The 18,050-nt window shown below is 44.5% G+C and carries 22 protein-coding genes; 14 read left to right on the forward strand and 8 right to left on the reverse strand.

What is annotated here, in order from left to right; all coding sequences use genetic code 11:
• Window positions 1–11: 11 nt before the first annotated feature.
• Window positions 12–944 (forward strand): HNH endonuclease, encoded by a 933-nt coding sequence (locus tag ACLWOR_RS02435; RefSeq protein WP_413939077.1) that lies wholly within the window; start codon window positions 12–14, stop codon window positions 942–944.
• Window positions 945–1,035: 91 nt separating this feature from the next.
• Here ACLWOR_RS02435 and ACLWOR_RS02440 read toward each other — a convergent pair whose 3' ends face one another.
• Both ACLWOR_RS02440 and ACLWOR_RS02445 read right to left on the reverse strand, forming a co-directional pair.
• Window positions 1,036–1,623, reverse strand: a complete 588-nt coding sequence (locus ACLWOR_RS02440) for a class I SAM-dependent methyltransferase (protein ID WP_413939078.1) — start codon at window positions 1,621–1,623, stop codon at window positions 1,036–1,038.
• Window positions 1,624–1,781: 158 nt separating this feature from the next.
• Complete coding sequence (locus ACLWOR_RS02445) at window positions 1,782–2,126, reverse strand: hypothetical protein (protein WP_413939079.1); 345 nt, start codon at window positions 2,124–2,126, stop codon at window positions 1,782–1,784.
• A 159-nt stretch (window positions 2,127–2,285) separates the two neighbouring features.
• Here ACLWOR_RS02445 and ACLWOR_RS02450 point away from each other — a divergent pair, with 159 nt between their 5' ends.
• The 4 genes from ACLWOR_RS02450 (at window position 2,286) to ACLWOR_RS02465 (ending at window position 6,466) form a co-directional block, all read left to right on the forward strand.
• Entirely contained in the window at window positions 2,286–3,083 is a 798-nt protein-coding gene (locus tag ACLWOR_RS02450) for a DUF4423 domain-containing protein (protein WP_413939080.1), read from the forward strand.
• A gap of 250 nt (window positions 3,084–3,333) precedes the next feature.
• A complete protein-coding gene (locus tag ACLWOR_RS02455; protein WP_413939081.1) occupies window positions 3,334–4,101 on the forward strand; it encodes a hypothetical protein in 768 nt (255 codons plus the stop codon).
• An 89-nt stretch (window positions 4,102–4,190) separates the two neighbouring features.
• Entirely contained in the window at window positions 4,191–4,979 is a 789-nt protein-coding gene (locus ACLWOR_RS02460; protein WP_413939082.1) for a dienelactone hydrolase family protein, read from the forward strand.
• A gap of 248 nt (window positions 4,980–5,227) precedes the next feature.
• The gene (locus ACLWOR_RS02465) at window positions 5,228–6,466 is read left to right on the forward strand and encodes a hypothetical protein (RefSeq protein ID WP_413939083.1); all 1,239 of its coding nucleotides are present in this window, start codon (window positions 5,228–5,230) and stop codon (window positions 6,464–6,466) included.
• A 55-nt stretch (window positions 6,467–6,521) separates the two neighbouring features.
• Here the strand turns inward: ACLWOR_RS02465 and ACLWOR_RS02470 are convergent, their stop codons facing one another.
• Window positions 6,522–6,896, reverse strand: a complete 375-nt coding sequence (locus ACLWOR_RS02470) for a septal ring lytic transglycosylase RlpA family protein (protein WP_413939084.1) — start codon at window positions 6,894–6,896, stop codon at window positions 6,522–6,524.
• On the reverse strand, window positions 6,893–7,789 hold the full coding sequence (locus tag ACLWOR_RS02475) for a DUF6635 family protein (RefSeq protein ID WP_413939085.1): 897 nt from the start codon (window positions 7,787–7,789) through the stop codon (window positions 6,893–6,895). Before ACLWOR_RS02475 ends, ACLWOR_RS02470 begins: the two co-directional genes overlap by 4 nt.
• A gap of 113 nt (window positions 7,790–7,902) precedes the next feature.
• On the opposite strand from ACLWOR_RS02475, the gene ACLWOR_RS02480 reads away from it, so the two are divergent.
• Entirely contained in the window at window positions 7,903–8,361 is a 459-nt protein-coding gene (locus ACLWOR_RS02480) for a hypothetical protein (protein ID WP_413939086.1), read from the forward strand.
• Here the strand turns inward: ACLWOR_RS02480 and ACLWOR_RS02485 are convergent.
• Window positions 8,358–8,795, reverse strand: a complete 438-nt coding sequence (locus ACLWOR_RS02485) for an NUDIX domain-containing protein (protein WP_413939087.1) — start codon at window positions 8,793–8,795, stop codon at window positions 8,358–8,360. The genes ACLWOR_RS02480 and ACLWOR_RS02485 overlap by 4 nt on opposite strands.
• Window positions 8,796–8,995: 200 nt before the next feature.
• Between ACLWOR_RS02485 and ACLWOR_RS02490 the strand changes: the two genes are divergently transcribed.
• The 5 genes from ACLWOR_RS02490 (at window position 8,996) to ACLWOR_RS02510 (ending at window position 12,579) form a co-directional block, all read left to right on the forward strand.
• Window positions 8,996–9,331: a hypothetical protein gene (locus tag ACLWOR_RS02490; protein ID WP_413939088.1), complete on the forward strand. Its 336-nt coding sequence runs from the start codon at window positions 8,996–8,998 to the stop codon at window positions 9,329–9,331.
• A gap of 121 nt (window positions 9,332–9,452) precedes the next feature.
• A complete protein-coding gene (locus ACLWOR_RS02495; RefSeq protein WP_413939089.1) occupies window positions 9,453–10,427 on the forward strand; it encodes a hypothetical protein in 975 nt (324 codons plus the stop codon).
• Window positions 10,424–11,236: a metallophosphoesterase family protein gene (locus tag ACLWOR_RS02500; RefSeq protein WP_413939090.1), complete on the forward strand. Its 813-nt coding sequence runs from the start codon at window positions 10,424–10,426 to the stop codon at window positions 11,234–11,236. The genes ACLWOR_RS02495 and ACLWOR_RS02500 overlap by 4 nt, the downstream gene beginning before the upstream one ends.
• A complete protein-coding gene (locus ACLWOR_RS02505) occupies window positions 11,209–11,742 on the forward strand; it encodes a hypothetical protein (protein ID WP_413939091.1) in 534 nt (177 codons plus the stop codon). Before ACLWOR_RS02500 ends, ACLWOR_RS02505 begins: the two co-directional genes overlap by 28 nt.
• 12 nt (window positions 11,743–11,754) lie before the next feature.
• Window positions 11,755–12,579, forward strand: a complete 825-nt coding sequence (locus ACLWOR_RS02510; RefSeq protein ID WP_413939092.1) for a substrate-binding periplasmic protein — start codon at window positions 11,755–11,757, stop codon at window positions 12,577–12,579.
• Here ACLWOR_RS02510 and ACLWOR_RS02515 read toward each other — a convergent pair.
• Together ACLWOR_RS02515 and ACLWOR_RS02520 are read right to left on the reverse strand one after the other, a co-directional pair.
• Window positions 12,571–13,179, reverse strand: a complete 609-nt coding sequence (locus tag ACLWOR_RS02515) for a UdgX family uracil-DNA binding protein (RefSeq protein ID WP_413939093.1) — start codon at window positions 13,177–13,179, stop codon at window positions 12,571–12,573. The two genes, ACLWOR_RS02510 and ACLWOR_RS02515, sit on opposite strands and share 9 nt — an antisense overlap.
• Window positions 13,180–13,197: 18 nt before the next feature.
• The gene (locus tag ACLWOR_RS02520) at window positions 13,198–13,713 is read right to left on the reverse strand and encodes a superoxide dismutase family protein (RefSeq protein WP_413939094.1); all 516 of its coding nucleotides are present in this window, start codon (window positions 13,711–13,713) and stop codon (window positions 13,198–13,200) included.
• A 197-nt stretch (window positions 13,714–13,910) separates the two neighbouring features.
• Between ACLWOR_RS02520 and ACLWOR_RS02525 the strand changes: the two genes are divergently transcribed.
• The 3 genes from ACLWOR_RS02525 to ACLWOR_RS02535 all read left to right on the forward strand — a co-directional run bounded on the left by ACLWOR_RS02525 (window position 13,911) and on the right by ACLWOR_RS02535 (window position 16,281).
• The gene (locus tag ACLWOR_RS02525) at window positions 13,911–14,228 is read left to right on the forward strand and encodes a DUF2388 domain-containing protein (protein ID WP_413939095.1); all 318 of its coding nucleotides are present in this window, start codon (window positions 13,911–13,913) and stop codon (window positions 14,226–14,228) included.
• Window positions 14,229–14,696 carry a hypothetical protein gene (locus ACLWOR_RS02530; RefSeq protein WP_413939096.1) on the forward strand — a complete coding sequence of 156 codons (468 nt, stop codon included), beginning with the start codon at window positions 14,229–14,231 and terminating at the stop codon, window positions 14,694–14,696.
• Window positions 14,697–14,862: 166 nt separating this feature from the next.
• Window positions 14,863–16,281 (forward strand): methyl-accepting chemotaxis protein, encoded by a 1,419-nt coding sequence (locus ACLWOR_RS02535; RefSeq protein ID WP_413939097.1) that lies wholly within the window; start codon window positions 14,863–14,865, stop codon window positions 16,279–16,281.
• Window positions 16,282–16,284: 3 nt separating this feature from the next.
• Here the strand turns inward: ACLWOR_RS02535 and ACLWOR_RS02540 are convergent, their stop codons facing one another.
• The gene (locus tag ACLWOR_RS02540) at window positions 16,285–17,964 is read right to left on the reverse strand and encodes an ATP-binding protein (RefSeq protein WP_413939098.1); all 1,680 of its coding nucleotides are present in this window, start codon (window positions 17,962–17,964) and stop codon (window positions 16,285–16,287) included.
• Window positions 17,965–18,050: the final 86 nt, after the last annotated feature.

Here is an 18,050-nt window from a genome sequence, read left to right on the forward strand (position 1 = left end):
GGAGTGTCGTCATGGAACTTTCAAAAATTTCGAATCAAGAGCTTTTGGGTCGCATGGATAAACTGGTTCGTACGGAACGAAAAATCACGCATGTGATTTTATGCCATATCAACGAAGTGGATGCGCGCAGGCTTTATGCCGATCTCGGATTTGAATCCATGTTCAAATACCTGACTGAGCATTGTGGGTACGGCGAGGACAGCGCGTATCGTCGCCTTCAAGCTGCGAAAGTTCTTAGAAAGGCCCCAGAAATCGCGGAGAAGTTAGAAGACGGCTCTTTAAATTTGACCCAGCTCACGCAAGTACAAAAATGTATTAAGCAAGAGAGTAAGGCTGGTAACTCGATTGATTCTGTTCAAACCTTGCAGATTTTAGAACAGATCCAAAATAAATCATCCTATGAAACCAAGAAAGTTTTAGCGGTCGAATTTAATCAACCGATTCAAATGCATGAAGTGTTGACACCACAGCGAGATGACAGCATTCGTTTGGGGTTAACTCTGACTCCGGATCAGATGAAAGATTTGTCTGAAGCCAAAGATCTTTTGTCCCATATTTTGCCTGATGGAAATTGGGCAGAAGTGATTTCTTATCTCGCCAAAGTGCATATCCAAAAGATAAAAGGGAAGGAGCGTAAAGAACCAAGTCCTCATGTCGAGGCTTCATCGATAGTGACCATGGAAAAGTCTTCGTCGACGCACGGTTTCTTGGTAACGCGAAAACGCCAACATATTAAAATCACAGATCGCAGAAAGCTTTTGCACAAGGCAAATCACTGCTGTGAGTATGTCGATCTTAAATCAAATAAGAAGTGTCAGAGTTCCTATCAACTTCAAATCGATCACAAGATTCCATTGGCGCGAGGGGGATCTCATTCATTTGATAACTTAAGAGTGCTCTGTCGAACACATAATCTCCTGTCCGCTCGTCAGTGGGGCCTTTGATTAAGGCTCGAGATAAGGAGCTAAAGAAAAAAGACACTGATTTTTAAGTCAGTGTCTTTCGATGAAGATCTTGGATAATTTGGGAGTGGTTTTATTCACCTGAAATTATCAAGCGACAAACTCTCTTACCTGAGCTTTCACTAGTTTTGTCTTCGAAATGCAAAATTGAAGATTTAGAAAACTGATTCAAAACAAAACTAGGCTCAAATGCAGAATATAATCGACCATCGTTGTGGCGAATATCTGTACCTTCAGTCACTCTCCATGAAAGATACAAAACTCCGTCTTTCTTTAAAAGACGTTTTAAGTTTTTGAGACTTTCAAGAATCTGAGCTTGAGGCAAATGCATGATCACGGTTTCACAAAGAAGATTATCAAATTGATTCTGAATTTCACTTAATGACGGTAAAAATGCCTGTTTGAATTGAATTTGAGGATAAAGTGTCGCGGCCAAATTCAAGAGTTCAAGACTTGAATCGTATCCCACTGCTTTAAAACCATTTTGAGATAACCAATTTGCATCTCGACCATTCCCACATCCAATGTCAGCAGTCTCCAAACCAGGTCTAAAATATTCTTTTAAAAGTTTGTACATGTCTGTTGGTTCAGGCTGAGCTAGCCAATCATGGCTATATTCGGAAGCTTTTGCAGAATACGCGTTCAAAGTTTTTTGGTCCATACGAACACGGTAAGCTTCTATAGCGCCGAGGGCAATCTTGTTCTAAAATCTCTCTTTTAGCTGCTTGGCGCCCTAGAATCCCCGGAGTTTTAATCAAACCTAAAAGGGCCTGCATCGAAATGCAGGCTTTTAGATCAAAGAGACTATCTGAACACCTGTTAGTGTTCGGCTATCTTAGCAACACCGTTGATTAACACGATAACAGCTGGATACTCGGCAGTCGCTTTTTCCATCGCACTTGCGGCCTTCAAACATTCCTTGTGCGATGTAAATTTGTAGTAAGCCCAGAAACCGCGTCCAAGATCATCCACTTCAATTGAAGAGAATTGATCTTCACCACAATCAATCGCCATAGCGTCACTTCCATTGGGTGCTTGTCCTCTGAAGTCATTTTCGTCGAACTTGTCGCTCGTTCCGACGACGACAAACGCACGAACTGAACTCGCCGCCTGAGCAAAATTAAAAGAAAACAGAACCGCAAAAGTTAACAATACGCTTTTCATAGTATCCTCCAAGTTATTAGTTCTTTCATTTCAGTTATGACTACAACTGCAATATACCCGGGCCTTCATCGTAAAAAAATATAGATATTATTATTTAGTGAACGATTTGTTCATTTTTAGTGTACAATTGTCTAAACCGTTGATAGGAGAAGTCGGCGCATGAATATATTTGAGTTCAAATCCTACAAAGATTTCCTCAATTCTTACTGCGAGCAAGAGCGTGGTTCTCTTTCCCGACTGGCCGAGGCTGGTGAATGCCAGAAGTCCTATTTATCCGCATGCCTGAAAGGAAAAGGCCAGCTGAGTCTAGATCAGGCGTACGGCATGGCCGAGCACCTCGAGCTATCGGACTTTGAACAAGACTATTTCTTTTTGCTTATTGAAAAAGAAAAAGCCGTCACACCAAAATTGCGTCGTCGCCTTGAAGCGAAGGCCAAAGACATGGCACGAGAATCCTTTCGACTCAAAAACCAACAAAAGGATTCCCTGATTATCTCTGAGGTCAGCTCAGACGTCGGCGTTTACTATGCAACTTGGCTGACCACGGCGATTCACACACTCACATCGATTCCCCGATTTCAAACCGCCCCCATGCTCGCAAAAAGATTGAACCTGACGATAGAAACAGTCACCCCTGTTTTAAATTACCTGCTCAAAATGCAAATGATAGAAAAGTCAGGTGATAAGTATCGCTGGAACTCCGCAAATATTCATCTGGCCGACAACAGCACTTGGATCAGTGTTCACCATTCCAACTGGCGCACTCGTGCCACCGAAAATATTCAAAAACATGATAAAGAAGCGACCCACTACAGCGCCGTACAGTCTTTCTCTGAACAAGATTTCGAAAAACTAAAACGAAAAATCGCAGGCTTTATAACCGAATTTAATAAAGTCTCCGACCCTTCTGATCCGGAAGAGGCCTTCTGTTTAAATATCGATCTATTCCGGGTGTAGTCTCATTTCGAGACACCTCCAGGGTGCATCCTTTGCATTGGGAATAAACAGTCCATTTGAGAAGGGATGAGCTGTGAAATACCAAGGCTTTATTAGAAAATTTGTTTGCACCTGCTTGACGTTTTTTGTCCTTGGGAGCACTCCCTCATTTGCTGAAGAACAGTCGGCCTTCCTTCAGGATGTCGCAAAAAAACGCCTCGTGCTGAAAAAAGCGCCTACTCTAATTCTTAATAATAAAAATTTCGATTCTTTGAAAAAGATCGTTAAACCACAAGGTCCCAGAACGGGGGGAGGCGGCAACTCCTGCTCTCTTTCAATTCGTCAAAACACCGAAAAGCTCATGAGCCTTGTGACCGAGATGCCCGAGCTTTTGACCGAAATTCAGCGACGCGTACTTTTCTATCGAATTTCCCGAGCTAAATTTCATCGCACAGAAAGCCTTATTTTGGACGGCGAGGTTAAAGATGCCGTCAACTACCCTCATTCGAATGATATTCTGATAACCGATAAATTCTGTAACGTCGATATGGAAGAAGTAAACGCCAAAGCCATGGCAACTTTACTACATGAATACTTGGGTCTTGCGAGCATTAATGATCAGGAATACCAAATCTCTGGTGCGTTCCTGCAGAACTATGAGTCTTTCACGACCCGAGGATATTCGTTTATTGCTAACGATTCGTACGAAATCGATGGCGGCACTTCATGCGTCGAATCTGTTCTGCAGATCCAGCAAATCGGTAACAATATGATTGTTTCGCACTCAGCAAATCCACCAGCGGACTTTTTGGCCCTTTCAAAAGCAGAAGTGAAAGCGTTCAAAGAATTGAACGAACGTGAATGGGGTTATGAAAAAACCGTTCACATTAAAAACAAACGCTCTGGCGAAGAGTACATTTTTACTGGTGGCAATTGTGGTCGAATGCTTTGTGACTCTCTCATGATTAAGAGGTCCGATGGCACAACAGTTGAGTACACGCAGCCCATTCATGGCCTCGACAAAATCGGCTGTGACTAGATTTCCAAAACGCTGTACTTCATCACCCCGACCCTGGCTTTTTTGACCCGGGTTGGGAAGGCTCCTACGATCGCACGATGGGAGGAATTATGAAGACGCTCTTACAGAAATCTTTTGTCATTTTACTGCTGATGACTTCGGCGGCATTGGCAGAAATCAAAACAGAAGTTGTAAACTATAAAGAAGGAAATACGGATCTCGAGGGCTTCTTGGCCATTGATGATCAAGTGACCACTCCACGCCCCGCAGTGCTGATTGTGCATCAATGGGGTGGCCTTGGAGATTACGAAAAAATGCGGGCGCAAATGATTGCGCAATTAGGATATGTGGGCTTTGCCATTGATATTTATGGCAAAGGCATTCGACCAGTTGACCCTGTTGAACGAAAAAATCTTTCTGACTTTTATAAATCTGGAAATCGCGCCTTGTTCCGAGCTCGCGAAATGGCAGCACTTGAACATATCAAAAAAGATCCGCGCGTGGATCCTAACAAAATTGTCGTGATCGGATATTGTTTCGGAGGAACAGGAGCTTTGGAGATGGCTCGTGCCGGTGCGCCGATCGTTGGAGCTGTGAGTTTCCACGGTGCTTTGACAAATCCAAATCCTCAAGATGTGCCGAATATGAAGATGCCAGTCATCGTTCATCATGGAGCAATCGATCCGCTTGTTCCACCGGCTGAAGTGGAGCAATTCAAAACTGAAATGGATGCGGCTCACATTGATTATGCTTTCACAGCTTACGGGAATGCCGTCCATTCATTTACCGACATAAATGCTGGGAATGATCCATCTACAGGTATCGCCTATAATGAAAAAGCAGATAAAAGATCTTGGGAATCACTCGTCAACTTTCTAAAAGAAGTCGCCCCATTTTAAATTCACTTCAGGTCTGCCGAAATCCGAGGCAGACCTTGTCTTTATTCCCACACAACAACGTCGTAAAAAGGACACATCAATTGGGATGGTCAGCCCCCATGGAAAGTTGGCGCCAACCTGCTAACTCCTGTTGGCGGTTCAGAATGAGACTTTTGTAAAACCAAACACTTAGAGCCTGGCAGAAAACTTGCCTTGTAGGAAGGTAACGCAAACGCAATTGCGTGGAACTTTAAAACAAGGAGAGTGTTATGAATAAGCAAATGCATAAAATCGCCGCTATTGGTTCAATTCTTTATGGTTTTGTATCAGCAGGCTGCCAAGCCCCGCTGACCGAAGAACTTCTACCATCGGAAACAATCTCTGCTGAAAAACCGTCTCAGATTATGGGAGCGGTTCAAGATGCAGTGGTTGCGGTTGGTTACGGTTTGGCAGCACAAGGTGGTGGTCAAGCTGTACAGGGTAAAGTTCAAGGCAAAGTTTCATCACAAGTAAGTCTTGTCGATGTACTTTGTAATGAACATGCGATGCCACTTGATCAACAAGGTGGCTATCTTGATACGCAGGATCCAGATTACCCGCAGAGGTTGTTCTATTGTAAGCTTGCGCAAAATGGTGGCTCCCCTGACTCCATTCCAGGCTCGCTTCAAGTTGTGAAAGCCATCTCTTGTGCTGTTGAAAAAGCCGGGATCGTTTTCGACAACCAAGAGCACCAAGTAACAGTGACAGCTGATACGTCGTGCTTCACACAGCAACAATTAAACGACATGGGTATTGGTCAAATGGTTGCGACGATTCGCGCTTCAAAACCTGCGTTCTTTAATACGAACTATGATACTGGTATTTCGATCACAACAGCAGAATTCGGAACCTACAAGTTGGCTGGTAAAATATCAGGTACAACGATTGAATTCTTAACTTACGAAGATCAATCGGCAGTGAGCGCGAACAAATCAGGTTCTTTTGCCGCAAGCTTTGATATCTTGACGGGTAAGTTGAGATTCGAAAGCCGCTCTGATCGTTTCTTGTGTGCGGAGCAAGGTTCTTGTGGTTGGTCACGCCATGAACGTATCGTTGCAACCATCGCAATGTCAGGTGGTCAGATCACAGGTGTATCGAACATCGAAGGTATTGCGAGTGATATCTATGACTCGCAAATCCAAAACGGTATCGGGACATATGCAGCTCGTATCGCGACGATCAAAGGTAACTTGAACCAGGGATTGAAAACGCGTTACTACCACGTGTCCTCACCTACGAATAATGACTTGGGTGATAATTCAAAATACGTGGAAGTTGTAAATAACCGTTGCCACACTTACGTGTCCGATACAGCGGATTGCGGTAACAATGCCGGTATCCAACTCGCGGGACAAGGTGCTTATGTCTTCGGTCTGCATCCTTCAGCAAACTCGACTTCACCAGCTGATTGGATGGCGCAACTGACAGGACTTAAATTCGACAGTGTTTCTTTCGCTGACATTGAATAAAGAAAAAGGGCGGTCCCTGGGGCCGCCCTTCACGGTTTCTATGAGTTCATTTGAATTATTGAACTGGCATTGTTAAGACTTCGATCTCAACCTGATCGGTTCCCTTTTGCAGAAAGCCCAACTGCCTCGCCGCTTCCTTCGAAACGTCAATAATCCGCCCGCCCGAGTAAGGACCCCGATCATTAATTCTGACTGTGACTGATTTACCGGTGGAAAGGCTTTTGACCCGAACGATGGAATTCATCGGCAACTTACGATGAGCTGCCGTCAGTGCATTCATATTAAACTTTTCCCCGTTAGCCGTGGTTTTTCCGTGATGAGTGTCACCGTACCAAGAAGCAGTACCTTCTTGAGTTCCGCCGACCTTCAGCTTGTGAGCACACCCTTGCAAGATTAAAAATGCCGAAAGAACGATCCATGGAATTTTCATGAACCAGCTCGCTCCAATAATTCGGATTGTTGAAGGGATGTTTTGATTTCTTTTTTGATTTGTAAGAACAATTTTTCTTCTAAGCTTTCAACAAGTCCCGTGAGCTTACGGTGATGCAGTCCCATTTTTTTTCTCAGTGGGTCACTCATTGTGCTGACGAGAACACTGATCACGGTTAGTACGCATCCCACAGCCACGGTTGCCAAGACCACTTGAGTTTTGGTCGGAGCTGGTGGGAAATAACCATAAAATGTATGGCCTAATTTTTCGCCCAGAAAAAATCCGGAGGCCGCTTTTTCTCGCGCCATCTTTTTAGCAATACGACTCCCGAGATCCAGAACTCCCAGATTCTTATCACCAAAATATATCCATCCCGCAAGAAGCGCTAATAGCGAACTGCAGAGGTCCGAGATCATCGCCTGCCCCGAGGTGTGCTTTTCAATCTCCTTGATCATCTCTTTGCGGATTTGTTTTTCATTGAGTTGAACTTGATGGCTAGCCAGTTGCGGCCCAATGACAGGATGCTCGTGCAAGCGCTTCAATAGCTTTTCGGGTTGGATGAGTTCCTCTAGCAAAAGCTTTTCCATCGACTTTTGATAGCCGGTTTTAAATCCAGACGGAACTCGTTCGATCAAAGGACTGAGCTTGGTCCACCCCATTTTATCTGCTGTCTCAATTGATTTTTTCAACGAAACATAGGGAATCGACCACAAGGCATTGATAGGAGTTAACAGAAAGTCCCAAGGAACAGACCGCTTTTGAATTTCTAAGGTCTCTGCGAGAGAGAAATGTTGATTAATAAACTCATCCACACACATTTTGCGTTCCGTGGTGTAAGTCTCGATGCATTCATCTAAGGCCCCCAAAATCGGGGCCAACGTTTGTTGCGCCATATTGTCATGATAGCCTGGGACTTTAAAAATTTCTAAGTTCTTTAAACTGTCGATCTTTCAGTCAAATTCATTCGGGTTGCTATTCATTAGGTCCAGACCTATACTTTCAAAATATGACAGAAATGATCTTCTTCTCGTTGATATGCATCGCCGGAATCTTTCTGATTGTGAAACGTCCCTTGGCTCACAAAGCTGGCATTTCCATTTATTGGGAAATAGGTGTCGGCGCTGTTGCCATTATTACTTTTCTTATTCTTCTATCTAATGCCTTTATCACACCTCGTATGATCGAAGAAGATTTAGCCAAACAACCGTGCGGCACTGACACTCCTCAAGGTCAGTGCTATCATTTAAAACGCGACTTATGCGAAGTGCTCTGGGAAAAAGCTCATCATGAATGCCAACAAGAAATGGCGGATGTACTTAAAAGTCGCCCAACAGGATTGATTGGTCCTGCCATCAACCGCTGTAAAGCTCGACACATGGACAAGGGTATTCGCTTTAATCGCGCGCAAACAGAAAGTGCATATTGCAAAGCCTATTTCAAATACATCGAAGATCCGAACTTCTAAGATTTTATTTTTTTAAGAGCCCACTCCAAAACTTTGGCGACTCGAGGACCTAGGAGTTCTTGGGCTTCTTCGGGACTGACCCATCGATACTCTTGATGTTCGGGTCTCCCCAACTCGGGATTCACACCCAAAGTTACTTCGGCAGAACTCACGGATCCCACATAATAGCGCGCTATTTTACCGCGACCATAAAGCTCGGTCTCGGTCCATTCGCGACCATATGGGAATGTGACTTTAGATATTCCGGTCTCTTCTTGCAGCTCTCGTCGGGCAGCAAGAAAAGGATCTTCATCTTTTTCCACCACACCTTTAGGAAAATCCCAGTAATTGTAGGAGCGCAAAAGCAACAGGCGCACCTGTTCTTCCTGAAGAACCGGTACAATCCCCGCCGATAATACAAAATTCTCAGATTCTTTACGAATTGCCCGAATCATACGTCGTATTCCCTCTGAAGAGCCTCAGGATCAAGGCCTAAAGAAACGATCACAAGATGTAAAATAGCAGATCACAGGACCGCCAAAATTGGCAAACTTGGTCCCCAACCGCATTTAAAGTAAAATTAAATGGCAACCAGAGTGCGCCCACAAGGCATCTTCTTTGCTAGATACAATGGAATCTTTCCGAGGAGAGTCCCATGTTACGTTTCCTGACTATAGCTCTAATCGTTTTAACCACGTCCTTTGCTCAAGCAGCCTTCCAAGAAGTCGTTGCTCGTTGTGTGGTACCTGGTAAGAACATCGACAACTCTCGTGTCTATTCTCTTCATATCAACGACTCCAAAACAAAAGGGATCTTGATTGCAATTGATACGGACAAACTAACCGAAGCTGAGTATGGAGATGTGAAAGTTTCAAAGGGCGGTCGTATCTCTATGCCTTCAGCCGGCGCTACTTTCACGCCAGCTCATCGTGACGCCGGCGGCGAGGCTCGCATTAAGGGTTTGCTCTACAACTGCGATTTTGCTCAGTAATGTTATTTAAATTTCGAACACTCTCGTGTGTGCCAGCAGGTTTGCAAATTTCATTTTGTACGGCATCAAAAGCAAATGCCTTCGTATTGACTCATCTCTCTAAGCCCCGTAAAAAATGTAAGTGCACAATTTTTTACGTCTTCTTTTATTCGTAGTCAGTAACATTTTTCTTATTCAAGGACAGGCGGCTCCGTTGGGAACTATTCCAACGATTGAAGATCGTAACCTGCGATTTATTTTTGATTTCCGTTCCGATCTTTGGACATCCCCTTACACTTACAAATCCGCTCCCGTGCGTATTACCAACAGTGAAATTCGTGTGCCTCTTCTTCGCACAGAAACTTGGAAAGGCTCTGCTGACATTGTTGACGAAAGCTTAGGCTTGGGGAAGGCTGATTTTACCTTAGGGAAAGAAAAAGTCTTTATCGGCAACAATCTACAAAGTATCAGTGCGGGTTTGGGACTCAATAAAGAATTCGAAGGTGGTTCATCGCTCTCTTTTTTTGGCGCTTATGCCACTGCCAGCGACGAGCCTTACGTCAGCCAGCGTGATGTGTGGGTCGAAGCCAGCGTCGTTTACTACACTCCGCAATTTAATAGTCATCGATGGCTTTTTGCTGTGAACCAGTCCGAAAACCGTGGCTTTTTTAACGGCAAACCTTTTCCTTATTTCGGCGTGATTCATCACGTGAGCGAAAATTTGATGCTGGTTTATGGATTTCCATTCTTTCGTGCCGTTTGGGACAATCCCGAAATATGGCAAAAATCCTTTGGCCTGACTCCGTTTGGAGTCAATTTCGATTTAGAGAAAAATCTTGAAGATGATTTCGTCTTCAATGCCAATATCAGATTCGATGTTCGATCTTATCTTCACTCCACTCGGGTTGATGATGACGATCGCCTTTACTACGAAGAGGTCGCAGTTCAAGCGCGTATTCGCAAAATTCTCACTGACACAACGGGTGTGATTTTCGGACTGGGTTATTCATTCAACCGTCGTCTCTATGAATCTGAAACCATTTATTCACCGAATTCCGAAGCCACTCAGATTGACAGCGATATCTTTGGCCGATTGAGCGTGGAGTTTCGTTTATGAAGACAATCTTCGTTTCACTCTTTTTCCTTTTAACAATCACTTCTTGTGCGCCTTTCGTGGATTCTCCCTTCTCGGATGCCCTTTTAAGACCCGAGCGGAATCTCAATGGGCAATCGATCGACAGACTGGGTGACATTGATGCCGATGGAGTGATTCGCATCGCGGTTTTTTCTGATTCTCATCAGAACTACAAAGCCCTTGATAAAGTCACATTTGCGATGAACCAAGTTGAAGGAATTGATTTTATTGCAGGCTTGGGGGATTTCACCAACAGCGCCTATAACCTTGAATACGATCAGTTTATTGACGCCCTTGAGTATTTAAAATATCCCAAAATGATGGCCATCGGTAACCACGATGCCATTGGCGCTGGTCCGGAGCTCTTCCGCAAGGCATTTGGCAATCCTAACTTTTATTTCGAGTCTACTTCTCACCGCTACATCTTTTTTGATTCGAACAACCTAGAAAATCCCGATGACTTTGATCTTCCTTGGCTAAAAAAGACGGTCGACGACTCAGCTTTGCCAGTTTTCATTTTCTCACATGTCCAGTTGCGCGATCCCGAGCGCTACTTTGGCGATGATGCTGCCATGTTGGATACAATTATTAAAGATAGCAAAGTCCAGTTGATCTTAAATGGACACAATCACGTCTATGACCTTCTCGACGACAATACCACTGTTATGCTCCAGTGCGCACGGGTCGAAGGCGAACAGTGGCTGCTATTGGAAATCACCGGCTTTAACCTTTGCATAAAAAGAATGGATACACAGGAGACAGTTTGCAAAACTTTAAAAACTTATCCTTAATATTTATTCTGCTTTTCAGCATGCAGGCTCGCGCTGACTGGCGTGCTCTTTTTGAGCGCGGTGGCTTTTTAGGAAAGTATTCCCTCGGCTTTAGCTATGAGTGGCTGCCCGAGCATGCAGTGAACTACCTATTGGGTGTTTACAATATTGGTGACGAAAATTACTACCAGTCGAATTTTATATATCGCTATTCCCGCTGGAATGTGAATTTCTATGGAAATGACTGGCGTCCATTGCAATTTGGGTTTTTCACCGTGGTTTCCATGGACAATGAAAGATATTTTTTCCGTTCACCAGGGAAGTATCCTTATCCGAAGTATTATGACGAAACGGCTTTTCGCTATGGTGCCGAATTTAGTTCGACACTTACCTTTCATCCAAGCCGTGTGGCAATCGGCTACCATTTACGTGTTTTCGACAATGGTTTGATTGCCGCATTTAACAATTCAAATCGCGACCTTCAATATTACATTTCTTCCGGGCTTTCCCTTCAGTATCTCTTCTAAGTATTATAGGTCATGCGACCATTTTTTAAATTTTTGTGCTCGGGTCTTTTTGTCCTTTCGGTCTCGGTGGCATCTGCACAAACCGTGATCTCAAACACGCCTAAAAAATGTTCCCATGTTTTTAAAGCCGGTCAGGTTTTTAATGAGCCCCTTTATTTTGTCTCAACCCAACGTCAGCTGCGAGGTTCCTCTATCGAGGTCATTCACGAACTTAGAAAAAGAACGGGTTGCGAATTTCTTGTCGAAGAATACAGTCGCCCTTCTCTCATCGAAAAGTTTCGCCACTCTCAAGTCGACATCTCAGTCGTTTCAGTCAAAACTATTGAGATGGATAATGTGGCGCGATTTATCCATCTCTATGACAGTCCACGCAGTTTGGTCGTCGGCCCTAAGTGGGCGAGGAAGGTTAAATCGGTTCCGCAGTTTGTGAATAAAAAGAAAATAATTTTCGGCAACATTATCGGCACGCAGACTTATTATGACTTGTCGGAATACGAATTGCTGCGAAAAGAAAAACGTCTCATTGATTTGCCCGACTATCCCAGCCTCTTTAAAGCTCTTGAGGAAAATCGCATTCAAGGATTTATCGGCTCGTTTATGATTTCAAGCTACCACATGAATAAAATGGGTCTTAAGAATTATTCGACGATTGTGGATGATAAGTTTAGTGTACCCATTGGTTGTTATATAGATCCAAAACGACTCTCCGAACAAGAAGTTCAGATGTTCAGACAGGTCCTGCTAGACATGCTAAAAGACGGCACCTTCGTCAAAATCTATTCTCAATTCATTCCCTTAGAACTCGCCCAGAAGTCCATCATCCCCATTTCATTTTAGAGATGACTTTGCTTTCTTAAGATCTGCAATGAGCTCGGTTCTTTTGATAGCGGCCGCTTGTCGATCTGGAGTTCTAAGGATGACTGAAGGGTGCCAGCTTACAAAACATCTGGCCTCGTACAGACTTTGCGGAAAAACTTTCCCACGTACCTGAGAGATCACAATATTTTTTCCCAGCAGACTTCGTGCGGCCGTCGCACCGAGAGCCATAATAACTTGGGGCTTCAACAGTCGAATCTGCTCATCAAGCCAAGGCTTACAGGCTTGGATTTGCACCGCATTGGGTTTTTGATGAATGCGAGACTTACCACGGGCCACATATTTGAAATGTTTAACCGCATTTGTCATAAATACTTCTGTAATTTCGATTCCCGCTTCTTGCAAACAAGATTTTAGGACACCACCTGCGGGACCTACGAAGGCTTCTCCTGCCAAGTCCTCGCGGTCCCCGGGCTGTTCCCCGATGATGAGAATCGCGGCCTTGCGATTGCCCGAACCAAAAACAGATTGAGTGGCGTTTTTATAGAGATCACATCTTTTACAATCTTCGACCTCTATTTTGAGCTGGCTCCACGTCAGCCGTTTTTTTCCGGGCAACATATGTCTTTCCTAAGCGTCCTATAGAGGACTTTTCACTTCACCGCAGGCAATGCGATCACCGGATGCACCAGAAGGTTGAGTTTTATAATCGTCAGGTTTTTCATGAATAACAAATGAAGTTCCTTTTGGTTTTAAAAGTGATTTGCCATGAAGAGCCACATCCTTCAGTACGGCCTCAAAATGTCCGGTCCCATCCTCCTTGACGGTCATATTTTGCAGATCTCCTTCATGGGGTCCGCCCTTTGTATCAAAGCCGTGTTTTCTTTTTTGCGGTGAAAAATGATTTCCCGCAGATTTAAAATCAGGTCCGATACAGGATCCATTTTCATGAAAATGCAAAGCATGCTCCCCCGGTGGTAGACCTTTTACATCAACCACAACCCGCACTCCGTCGCCATCAGGGGTGATTGTCAGACTTCCCACTTCAACTCCTTTACCGTTGTTCAATTGGACGGCAACGGGCTTCGGTGCCACTTTTTCTGCTAGGGCCGGAACGGCCGCAAATGTCAGGCTGATTGCGAGTACTTTGAACATGAATGCTTCTCCTTTAAAGCTTAAAGATAAGAGACAACACCTCGTCAAACCAGACGAACAAACATGTATTTTGTTAACCTCACGTAGTTGGCTGTGTCGAATTTTTGAACAGTTTTTGTAAAGCCGCTAAGGGGCTGAGCAGAATTGGAAATCCCCCAGCAATGTGTGTAAAACCATAGGATCTGTTGGAGATTATTATGAAAAAAATCTTGTCAGCTCTTCTTGCAACACTGTCTCTTACTTCCGCAGCCCATGCTGAAGATACAATTCTTTCTTTCCGCGCAACTTCTGTATATTCAAGTGTCGTCACTCTTTGTGCAACAGGTGGTTTTGGCAAAGTTTGTCGTGTTGTTGCCGCAGCTCAAGACGATCTTCATTATTTCGTCGCTTCCAAAGGTGAAGTGCGTACGGCCCAATTTGAAGAAGCTATTCGCGTTGTCCGCGAACATTTCCAAGACCAAACGACATCGGATTACGATTTGGCTGTTTCCCTTGTTGCGGAAGAAATCCACTAAATGAAATTCGCGACTTTCTTAGTTCTTATTTTATCCACCAGTCTTACTTGGGCCGCTGGGAAAATTCCGGCATGCATGGATAAAACAGAGCGCCTCAGCTTTAACGAAAGTCGCGTTTTAATGTGGCGAGAACTCACGGAACAAAAATTCGTGGGGCGCGCATTCGTCCGAGGAGTGATTGTCCGTCTTATTGAAGATCGTCAAAACCACATGCATTTCGAAGTGGATCTAGACGGAAATCTATCGACGCAAGACGACCGAGTGGAAGTCATTTACAACACCAAATTCGGTGCACTAACCGACTATCGCATCGGTGACCAAGTCATTGCCTGCGGAGATTTTATCAAAGATCGTTGGTCCCCACTTGGAGCTGTCATTCATTGGCTCCACTCAAATCCAAAAAAATCAGCACCACATGAACATGGGTTCCTGATCATCAATGATGTGATTTTTGGTCAAATTCATTAATGTTTATTTTCAAGCCGAAAATCCATCTCAAATTGAATACGAGCTTTCCTCTGCGCCTCTCAATTAACATTACTGGCTTGTAAAGAAATCCTGATAAAAATCATGATGTAATTTTCCTAATACGTCTTCTAACTGGTACGTTTTCTCTCAAAGGAGAATTAACACGATGACAACTCTCCGCGCTCGCCTTGCATTAATTTGCGGCCTACTTTCCATAGCTTTGATAATTGTGGGCGGAACAGGATTTTTCGCCCTCAAAACTGTCTCGGATACCTACGACCATGTTGTGGAGATTAATCTACCAAACGCGATGCTCTTGCAACAGATGTCCTCGGCAACCGGCGGTTCCATCCGCCAGATTGTACGCTTGGGTTATCCCGATCTACCCGAAAAAGAAATCAACTATCTCTCTCAACGATTCGAAGATTACGTCAAAAAATATTCCGAAAATGACAAGCGCTATCAAGACGTTCCTTTTGTTGAGGGAGAAGCTGCGATTTACGACAAAGTTGCATCGAGCTGGACCAAAACCCTCGAGTCCGCAAGAAAAATGATCCAATTGCGCAAAAGCGGAAATGTTTCAGAGTTCCATCAGATGCTCGATGGAGATTTTCGAGAAGCTTATAATAGTCATGGTAAAAGCTTAGAAGAACTTATCACCTTCCAAGAAAATCAAGGCATTGAATGGTCTAAAAAAGCCCAAGGCATCATGCAGTTTTCTCGTAAGACCCTTCTCATGATCAGCGCTATCGGACTGATCTTGGGTCTAAGTGTCGCAGCCCTTATCGCTCGACTCTTACAGAAGAATCTCAAAGAAATTGCCACGTCGGTTGCGGAATCAAAAACCAATGTTGAAAACGCCAGTGAGCAACTCAATATGGCTAGCCAACAACTGGCAAACAACTCAACCGAAGCCGCCGCCTCACTTGAAGAAACTGTTGCCTCGCTTGAAGAACTCACCAGCATGGTGAAAATGAACTCAGCAAACGCCAGCCAAGCAAACGAATTATCCCAAGGGAGCCAACAGCGAGCCGTGCGTGGTGATGAGGAAATCAACGGCCTTATTTCAGCAATGGGCGATATCAATAAATCTTCAAAACGTATTGAAGAAATTATTTCCGTTATTGACGACATCGCTTTCCAAACAAATCTTTTAGCACTGAATGCGGCGGTAGAAGCCGCACGTGCCGGCGAGCAAGGTAAAGGTTTTGCCGTAGTGGCTGAAGCCGTGCGTGCACTGGCACAACGATCTGCTCAGGCCGCAAAGGAAATTTCACATCTCATTAAAGACTCGGTAGAACAAGTCGAAAGAGGGAGTTCCATCGCCGATCGCAGTGGATTGGCTTTGAAAGAAATCGTTTCATCGGTCAAGAAAGTAACAGAATTGAATTCCGAAATTGCCACAGCCTCATCTGAGCAATCTGAGGGAATCGCACAAATTTCAAAAGCCATGAATCAACTGGATCAAGCGACGCAATCTAATGCCGCCTCTGCCGAAGAAGCCGCCGCCTCCTCTGAGGTGATGCTTCGCCAAGCAAAAGTTTTAGGCGAGCAAGTGGAGCAATTGCAAAAAATTGTCGGTTAAGTTTTAAGGATGATCCGCATCACGCATATCACGGAATACACCGTAGGTTTCTAAGGTGTGGATCAGCTTACTTCCCGAAAAAGGTTTTCCAAAAAATTGATCAAAACCTGCCGCAAGAGCTTTGATTTCATTTTCTTTATCGTTGAAGGCCGTTACCGCAACTGCGGGAATCTCTCGCGGAAATGCCGTTTGCCCCGAACGCACTTTGCGCATCAAGGAAAAGCCATCCTCTTCTGGCATACTCAGATCACTCACCAACGCATCAAAATGATGAAGACGTGACAAGCGAATTGCCTCACCGACTGAGTTTGCCTTTTCAACTCGCGCTCCCGAGCGGCGAAGAACGACTTCCATAAGGCCTAAAGAATCTTCATCATCATCGACAGCGAGAATATGCAGTCCTCGGAGCCGTTTGTCTGATTTTGCGGATTCGCGAACTTGATCTTCTAAGGCGGCAGCCACCGTCTCTTTATTTTTATCAATCATCGGAACCGAAAACGTGACCGTCGTTCCCATATTTTCCCCCTGACTAAAAACGTTGATATGACCACCGTGATTTTCCACTAAATGTTTACAAATCGAAAGACCCAGACCTAAACCTCCATGTTTTCGGGTCGTCGTACTGTCGGCCTGATGAAATCGCTGAAAAAGTAGATCTCGGTCTTTTGGTGCAATACCGACGCCTTGATCCTGCACCAGCACTTCAACCCCCGGCCCTCTCCCTTGAATTTTCAAAAAGACCTGTCCTTGGTCATGAGAAAATTTAATTGCATTCACCAAAAGATTACACATCACCTGTCGCATGCGAACAGCATCGCCCAAAATCGGTGCCTTGGAGATTTGAATCAATAAGTGAAGTGAAATGCCTTTTTTCTTCGCTTCAAACTGTACTGAAGCAATGGCTTCCTTTGCGACTTCCACTAAATCGACTTCTTGTTGCTCGAGGCGCAAACGTCCTAATACAATACGGGTCGAATCAATGAGATCATCAATGATTCTCGTTTGCGCCCGAGCATTGCGATCAATCACATCGAGAGCATGAACTCGTTGTTCTTCTTCCAACGCGGGATCCTCTTTAAGAATATCAACCCACCCTGTGATTGCATTCAGTGGCGTACGCAATTCATGGGAAACCGTTAGCAGAAAATTATCTTTGGCCTCGTTTGCTTCCTGCAAAGCTTCGACTTTCGAGGACAAGGCGCTGTACAGATTCACATTTTCCATCGCAACTGAAACCGTATCAGCAAGGGCCTGCAATAATTCGAGTTCCTCAGCCGATGTATGATGAGTTTTCGCCCAATACACGCCTATGGCACCAACCGGTCGATCCCGTCGAATAGGCACCATTGCCAAACTGCGAACGAAAGTAGGTCGATATGCTTCGATGGGAATTCGAGGATCTTTGGAAATATCGTAAATCGCCACCGCTTTTTTATTGAGCATCGCCCAACCGCTGATACACGAATCTATTGGAAATCTTTGTCCCTTCCACAAGGGACTGATTGCATTTTCATCTGCATAGTGACAGAAATTTCCTTCTCGCAAAACAAAGGTTGCTCCGTCTGAATGTGCAATTTCCCTGGCTGCCGTTCGCACGAGCGCCATGATTCTTTCAAGGCTGCGCGCCGATGAAAGGTCCTGAACAACAGATACCAGCTTTCTTACGCCCCCAACATAAGGCATATGTCCTCCGTTGGAAAAAGTAAGTTCAGTTTACTAAACGAGATTTAATATGGCCTGTTAAAAGCTAAGAAATGTCGAAATACAAA

Source organism: Bdellovibrio sp. HCB2-146 (assembly GCF_047345725.1).
In the GTDB taxonomy this organism is placed as follows: Bacteria; Bdellovibrionota; Bdellovibrionia; order Bdellovibrionales; family Bdellovibrionaceae; genus Bdellovibrio.